Here is a 6,251-nt window from a genome sequence, read left to right as displayed (position 1 = left end):
GTTCCGAACCGGCGTGCGTCGCTTCCTCGATACGGCGCCTCAGATCCGCGAGCTTCCCCGCGGTCGTGTGGATGTCGATGTCGTTCACTGGTTGTTCCGCTCCGGGGCTCATCGGTTCAGAAGGTGTCGTGGGGTACGTGCACACCCCAGATGTCGCGCAGTGCGTGGGAGGCCGCAGGGCCTCGCGCACCGCGGGGAGCACGTTGTCGGTGCCCTGCGCGGCGGAGCGCAGGGAGTCCGGGGCGGTCGACGGCGCCGTTGTCGCGCTTGGAGCGCAGGACCGCTAGGCGCTCGCACCGGTCGGCCTCGGTCCGCGGGTCGACCCGCAGCGGCTCGTAGGGCTCCTCCACGCCCCGACCTCCTCTGGTACTGAATGTCTACTAGACGGTACTCAGTACCGTTGCAGTGGGCAAGTGGTCTCCGGAGTCCGGGACAGGGAAGGATGGGCGGTCATGAGCAAGCCACCCGCGCGGATCCGACTGGCGGACGCCGCCTTCGCGCTCTTCGACGAGCGCGGATACGAGCAGACGACCGTCGACGACATCGCAGAACGGGCCGGAGTGGGACGCACGACGTTCTTCCGGCACTACCGGTCCAAGGAAGCGGTGATCTTCCCCGACCACGACCGGCTGCTGGAGCTGATCAGGGACCGGCTGGCGACCGCCGGCCACAGCACCGCCCTGGTCGCCGTGTCGGACGCGGTGCGCCTGGTCCTCCTGCACTACATCGAGGAGGGCGACCTCGCGCGGCGGCGCTACGCGCTCACCAGCAAGGTGGCCGCGCTGCGCGACCGGGAGATCGCCAGTGTGGCGCGCTATCAGCGGCTCTTCCGCGAATTCATCGCGGACTGGATGGGGGATCCGACGGCGTCGGCCTCACTGCGGGCCGAGCTCATGGCGGCGTCGGTCGTCGCGGCCCACAACCACGTGCTGCGGCGGTGGCTGAGGGGCGAGTCCTCCGACCCGGTCGAAGAGATCGACGAGGCGATGCGCGAGGTGCTCGCCCTCTTCCCGGCCCCCTCCGCCACGACGGCCGCCCACGACGGCGGAACCACCGTCGTCGCCTTCCGCACCGGGCAGGACCTGGACGCGCTGCTTCCGTCGCTGAGGCGGGTCATCGAAGGCGCCTCGGGGGGCTGAGCGCCCGGGGCGTCGTGGGCGACCCCTGGCGGATGCCGTCCGTCGTACGCGCATCGCGTACCGGGTCCATCGGCTGGACGGCCCCAGGCGCTGCCGGCACGGGACACGCCCGCGATGCCGGTGTCCCTCACGCACTCCCGGGAGCGGGCCGGCCGTCCGCCTCCGCCAGGTCCTTCATCCCGCGCAGTGATGCGTCGATGTTCACGCGGAACTCCCCGAGGCGGTGGGCGACCACCTCGTCCTCGCGGTCGGGCATCCGGTCGACGGCCAGGCTGACCCCGGAGCGCCCGGGCCCCACTGCACCTACTGCCTCAGATGCGTACCCGAGGCATCGGGCTCCGACGCGGAACGCCGGCTGGCCATGGGCTCGGCCGGAGCCGGCCCGGACCCGGCGAACCTGCCGTCACGGTCCAGGACGACCCAGCCGAACAGCCGCGGCTCACGCAGCTCCACCACGCGGGAGACGGTCCGCCACACACCGAGCAGCGGATGGCGGTTGGGCGGGCGCCGTGTCCGGTCACCGGCGACGCCCGGATCACACCAGGTGGGCCACCGCCCGGTGGGCCGCGTCGAACGCGGCGTGCGTGTAGCCGAACGCCTCGGCGTCGGAGTTGGCGATCGCGATCCTGCCGACCGGACGGCGGGCCACGGCGTACGGCCGCTGCGACTCCGGCAGGAACAGGGCCGGATCGTCGAGGGAGTTGTACTCGTAGGCGTAGCCGTGTGCCCAGCGGTTGACGGTGATGGCGGTGATGTCACGTGCCGGGTCGAAGCCGTACTCGCCCAGTGAGCGGGCCATGGAGTCGCGGATCTCGCGTTCGAAGTCCTCGAAGGCCATCCTGATCAGGGCGCGGCGCCCTGCCTTGTGCTGCTCCCGGCAGCTCAGTCCGGGGGAGTTCGGGGTGGCCGACAGGGACACCACGGTGGGCAGCTCGGGCCGGTGCGGCATGCTGAAGTCGCCGATCTCGGTGACCGTCGGCAGGCCGAAGCCGGAGAAGAACATCGACGGGGTGCTCACCCGGGACACGCGCGCCCGGGCGAAGGGCCGCCAGTCCCGCAGCGCCACCCGCGCGTACACCAGGGGCACCTTCACGCCGTACCGCATCGCCGTGACCTGGTCGGCCGGCAGTTCGGGGACGACATAGGAGGAGACGGAGTTCCAGCAGGCCATCACCACGCCCTTCGCGCGCACGCGGTGGCTGCGGCCGCCCCGGGAGTAGTCGACCACCGCGCCGTGCCGGCCGTCGTTGCGGACCTGGAAGGCCGTACTGGACAGCCGGATGCGGACGCGGTTGCCGGGGTGGTCGAGGCGGGAGTAGTCCGCCTGCGCGGTGACGATCTCCCGCCAGTCGGGCCGACGCGGCTCGAAGGCGTCCGGGACCAGCCTGCTGACCAGGAGCCGGGCCAGTGAGGCGTTGCCCTCGGGGAAGTAGAAGTTGCCGTCCTCCTCGGTCTCCGCCAGATGCATCAGGGGGGTGGCGCCGGCCCCCGGCCACGGTGTGTGGGCGAGTGCCAGACCGTCGAAGCCCGGCTGTCCGGTCGCCCAGGCGTCGGCCGCGGCGACCCGGTCGGCATCGACGCCCCACAGGCCGTTCGTGCCGCGCTTCACGACCGCCAGGGCGTCGTCGTCCAGCCCGATCTTCTCCCGCAGGTAGGTCTCGTAGGGGGTGCGGGCCAGGATCTCCTTCTTCTGCCCGTCGGTCAGTCCGGGGTAGTGGTCCTCGGTCGTGGTGTACAGACGCACCAGCGCCGCCCGGCTCGCCTCGGACATGGGCAGCCTGGTGACGTACGACGCCCAGGACTCGCCCGGTTCGCGGATCACCAACCGGTCCTCGCCCCAGCGCTCGGCGTCGAACAGGGTGCCGCCACGCAGTGAGTACCGCGCGTAGGCGTCGTCCTTGACGGTCGCCTCCAGCGCCTTCAGGTCCACGCCGAGGTCCTCGGTCAGCAGGTCACGCGCCTCGCGCGACCAGGTGCTCGGGGTGTCGATGTTGACGGTGCCGCCGTTGGAGAGCAGCAGCGTCCGGCCGACGTGGAACTCGTTGCGCCGGGCGTGTCCGCCGAAGTCGTCCAGGGCGTCCAGGACCAGGACCCGCGCGCCCGGTCCGGCGTGCTTGCGGTACAGGTACGCCGCGGCGAGGCCGCTGAGGCCACCGCCGACCACCACGAGGTCGTAGGACTCGTCGGTGTCGTGGACGCGCCCCGGGACGAAGTCGCCGTCCCGTACGGCGTGCGCCACGTCGTACGCTCCGGGCTGCTGGCCCCGCAGACCGGACTCGGTGGGCGGATAGGGCGCCGTGGGCCTGCCGTGCCCGTGGTCCCGTGCCGGGGACGCGGCGTGTGCCGAGCCCGGGAGGGCCGCCGCCGTGGCCGCGCCGGCGGTGACGACGGCCACCCCGTCCAGGAAGTCGCGGCGCGTGATCTTCCGTCCCATACCGAGCTCGTGATCGCTGAATCTGGGCATGCGAGACCCCCCACATGGATCTGCGGATTTCGGAGCGGAATTGCGTGTCTGGAATGCTATCCAGCGGTTGCTTCGATTATGAAGAACGAATTCCATCGTGTATGGGATCTGATTCTGCGAAATCGGTGGCCGTCGGGGGCGTCGATCTTCCGAGCATGCGTGACGCACAAAAGGGGCACCCGGAACGAACAGGGGAAGTGAGGCGGTGGTGATGGCGGAGGACTGGCCGGCGCCGTGGGGCCCCCAGGACGCCCCGCGAAACCGCGGCGGACCGCAGGGCGAAGAGCCCTACATGTCACTGCTCGACCTGCCACTCAGCTCCGATCTGAACCGCATCGGAGAGCAGCTGCACGCCCTCGCCCGTGCGCAGAGCACGCTGCAGGAACTGCTCCAGGCGGTGGTGAACATCACCGGCGAGCTGGAGCTGCCCGCGGTGCTGCGCCGTATCGTCCGCACCGCCATGGACCTGGTGGGCGCCCGCTACGGAGCCATGGGCGTGCTCGACGAGGAGGGCAGGTTTCTGGCCGAGTTCATCCCCCTCGGGCTCACGGCGAGGGAGCTGGCGGCGCTGGAGGGCGTGGAACTGCCTCGCGGGCGAGGTCTGCTCGGACACCTGATCCACCACCCGGAGCCCCTGCGGGTCAAGCACATCTCCCGCCATCCGGAATCCGCCGGCTTCCCGCCCGGCCACCCGCCGATGCGGACCCTGCTCGGCGTCGCCATCAGCGTACGCGGACGGATCTACGGCAACCTCTACCTCTCGGAGCGCCAGGACGGACAGCCCTTCGACCGGCACGACGAGGGCGTGGTCCGCGCGCTCGCCGGCACCGCCGGGGTGGCCATCGAGAACGCCCGCCTCTACCAGCAGGTCCGCAACAGCGCCGAACAGTTCCAGCGGCTGCTGCTGCCCCGGCTGCCGGACCTGAGACCCTTCGCCGCCGGGGCCGCCTACCGGCCGGCGAGCGCCCCGACCGCCGTGGGCGGTGACTGGTACGACGCCATGCTGCTGCCCGACGGGGCCTGCGCGCTCGTGATCGGCGACGTGGTGGGCCACGACCTGCGCGCCGCCGCCGACATGGCACAGCTGCGCAACATGCTGCGGACCCTGGCCTACGACCGGAACGCCCCGCCCGGCACCTCCCTCAGCCGGCTCGACCGCATCCTGAGCGCCCTGGGCGACGTATCTCTGGCCACAGCCCTGCTGGCCCGCCTGGAACCCGCCGACGGAGCCTGGCGGCTGTGCTGGTCCAGCGCCGGGCACCCACCGCCGCTCCTGCTGCTGCCCGACGGACGGGTCCGCTATCTGGACACCGAACCCGGCGTCCCCCTCGGCGTGGCGGTCGACCTGCCCCGCCCCGACCACAGCCAGGCGGTGCCGGTGGACAGCACCGTCGTGCTGTACACCGACGGTCTGGTGGAGATCCCCGGTCAGCCGATGGACCGCGGCCTGGACGCGCTGGCGGTCGCGGCCGCGCGGTACGCCGGGCGGTCGCCGGAGGAACTGTGCCGGGCACTGGCCGACCACCATCCCAGCGACGGCCACGACGACATGGCGGTCATCGCCCTGCGCACCCCGCCCCTGACGGGGTACGGCCGTTCCTGACGCGGTGGTCGCGGGCAGGTGGACTTCGGCGCCGCGCAGCCGCCGCTTACGTTCCGCGGGAACGGCCGCGGCCCGCACAGGAACACCGCGCAAGCCGTGGAGGTCCGGCAGGCCCGTGCGCGCCCCGGTTTCCGAGGCCCGGGCCGGTCACCGATCCCCGGTGCCGGGCACGTCCCGATCGGGCTTCACCGTGCCGAGGAAGCGCCGCACGCTGATCTCGATGACGACCCGCGCCGGGTTCGCCCGGGGCTGCCGGTACCGTGCCGCGTACCGGACCTCCGCGTCGCGGACGGCGTCCGGGTCGTCCCGCACGGTCGCCGTCCCTTCCAGGGTGGACCACCGTCTGCCGTCCACCTGGCTCACGGCGACGACGGGCCGCTCCGCCCGCTGGACGTTGCGCACCTTCGCGGTGTCCCGGCTCGTGATCACCCGCGCGGTGCGGGTGGCGTGGTCGTACGTCACGCCGACCGGCACCAGGTGCGGACTTCCGTCGGGCCGCGGTGTGGTCAGGAAGCACACCCGGCGCTCCTGCCAGAACGTCTCGAACTCGGCGTCCGCCTCGCCCTGTTGCCCGGTCTCCATCGGCTCTCCTCACGCCCGGGGCCGGGCGTGCCACGCGCTCGTGGCGCGCGTCCGGTCCACGCCGTCGTCGGCGATCACCGCGCCATGATACGAGGCACCCCGGTCGCGGCCGGTCGTGGGGGAGACGGCGGAAGAACGGGCGGGGAGGCGGTCAGGCGGCGTCCCGATCCGGCGACCGGTGCTCGACCGGCGGCCGCGCGTCCGACGCCGCGCCGCGCGGCGTCCTTCCGTCCCGGCCGCCCGGGATCAGCCGGAGGTGACGGCGCCGGGCGTGCCGGGCCGGTCCGGCATCGCCGAGGAGTCTGTCCTCCAGGTACGTCATGGCGAACAACAGCAGCCCCAGACCGGGCAGCAACAGGACGGCGACCGTAACCACGCCGAGTCCCCCTCCGCAGTGGACGACTCCGTTCGTGTGCCCGCGTCGGCGCCGATGATGCCCGGGCCATGTTCGGCCCGGCGGTGG

At 72.4% G+C, this 6,251-nt stretch carries 7 protein-coding genes and 1 pseudogene; 2 read left to right on the top strand and 6 right to left on the bottom strand.

Annotation, left to right across the window (positions count from 1 at the left end):
- Positions 1–116: 116 nt before the first annotated feature.
- Positions 117–347 (bottom strand): annotated as a pseudogene (locus IE260_RS33040) (methylmalonyl-CoA mutase family protein); the annotation flags it as partial.
- A gap of 105 nt (positions 348–452) precedes the next feature.
- Between IE260_RS33040 and IE260_RS33035 the strand changes: the two are divergent.
- The gene (locus IE260_RS33035; protein ID WP_189878619.1) at positions 453–1,139 is read left to right on the top strand and encodes a TetR/AcrR family transcriptional regulator; all 687 of its coding nucleotides are present in this window, start codon (positions 453–455) and stop codon (positions 1,137–1,139) included.
- Positions 1,140–1,266: 127 nt separating this feature from the next.
- On the opposite strand, the gene IE260_RS33030 is transcribed toward IE260_RS33035, so the two are convergent.
- From IE260_RS33030 to IE260_RS33020, 3 genes are all read right to left on the bottom strand, one after another.
- Entirely contained in the window at positions 1,267–1,437 is a 171-nt protein-coding gene (locus IE260_RS33030; RefSeq protein ID WP_189878617.1) for a hypothetical protein, read from the bottom strand.
- A 5-nt stretch (positions 1,438–1,442) separates the two neighbouring features.
- On the bottom strand, positions 1,443–1,595 hold the full coding sequence (locus IE260_RS33025; protein WP_189878616.1) for a hypothetical protein: 153 nt from the start codon (positions 1,593–1,595) through the stop codon (positions 1,443–1,445).
- 79 nt (positions 1,596–1,674) lie between these two features.
- Entirely contained in the window at positions 1,675–3,603 is a 1,929-nt protein-coding gene (locus IE260_RS33020; RefSeq protein ID WP_189878614.1) for an NAD(P)-binding protein, read from the bottom strand.
- Positions 3,604–3,814: 211 nt separating this feature from the next.
- Here IE260_RS33020 and IE260_RS33015 point away from each other — a divergent pair, with 211 nt between their 5' ends.
- A complete protein-coding gene (locus tag IE260_RS33015; protein ID WP_189878612.1) occupies positions 3,815–5,206 on the top strand; it encodes a PP2C family protein-serine/threonine phosphatase in 1,392 nt (463 codons plus the stop codon).
- 147 nt (positions 5,207–5,353) lie between these two features.
- On the opposite strand, the gene IE260_RS33010 is transcribed toward IE260_RS33015, so the two are convergent.
- Positions 5,354–5,788, bottom strand: coding sequence for a PPOX class F420-dependent oxidoreductase (locus tag IE260_RS33010; protein ID WP_189878609.1), 435 nt, complete (start codon positions 5,786–5,788; stop codon positions 5,354–5,356).
- A 151-nt stretch (positions 5,789–5,939) separates the two neighbouring features.
- Positions 5,940–6,164 carry a hypothetical protein gene (locus tag IE260_RS33005; RefSeq protein ID WP_189878631.1) on the bottom strand — a complete coding sequence of 75 codons (225 nt, stop codon included), beginning with the start codon at positions 6,162–6,164 and terminating at the stop codon, positions 5,940–5,942.
- Between the last annotated feature and the right edge of the window lie 87 nt (positions 6,165–6,251).

The sequence above is a fragment of the Streptomyces viridiviolaceus genome (assembly GCF_014650995.1).
Classification (GTDB): Bacteria; Actinomycetota; Actinomycetes; order Streptomycetales; family Streptomycetaceae; genus Streptomyces; species Streptomyces viridiviolaceus.
The sequence above is the reverse complement of the archived record's forward strand: the minus strand, read 5'-3'. Positions and strand labels throughout refer to the sequence as shown.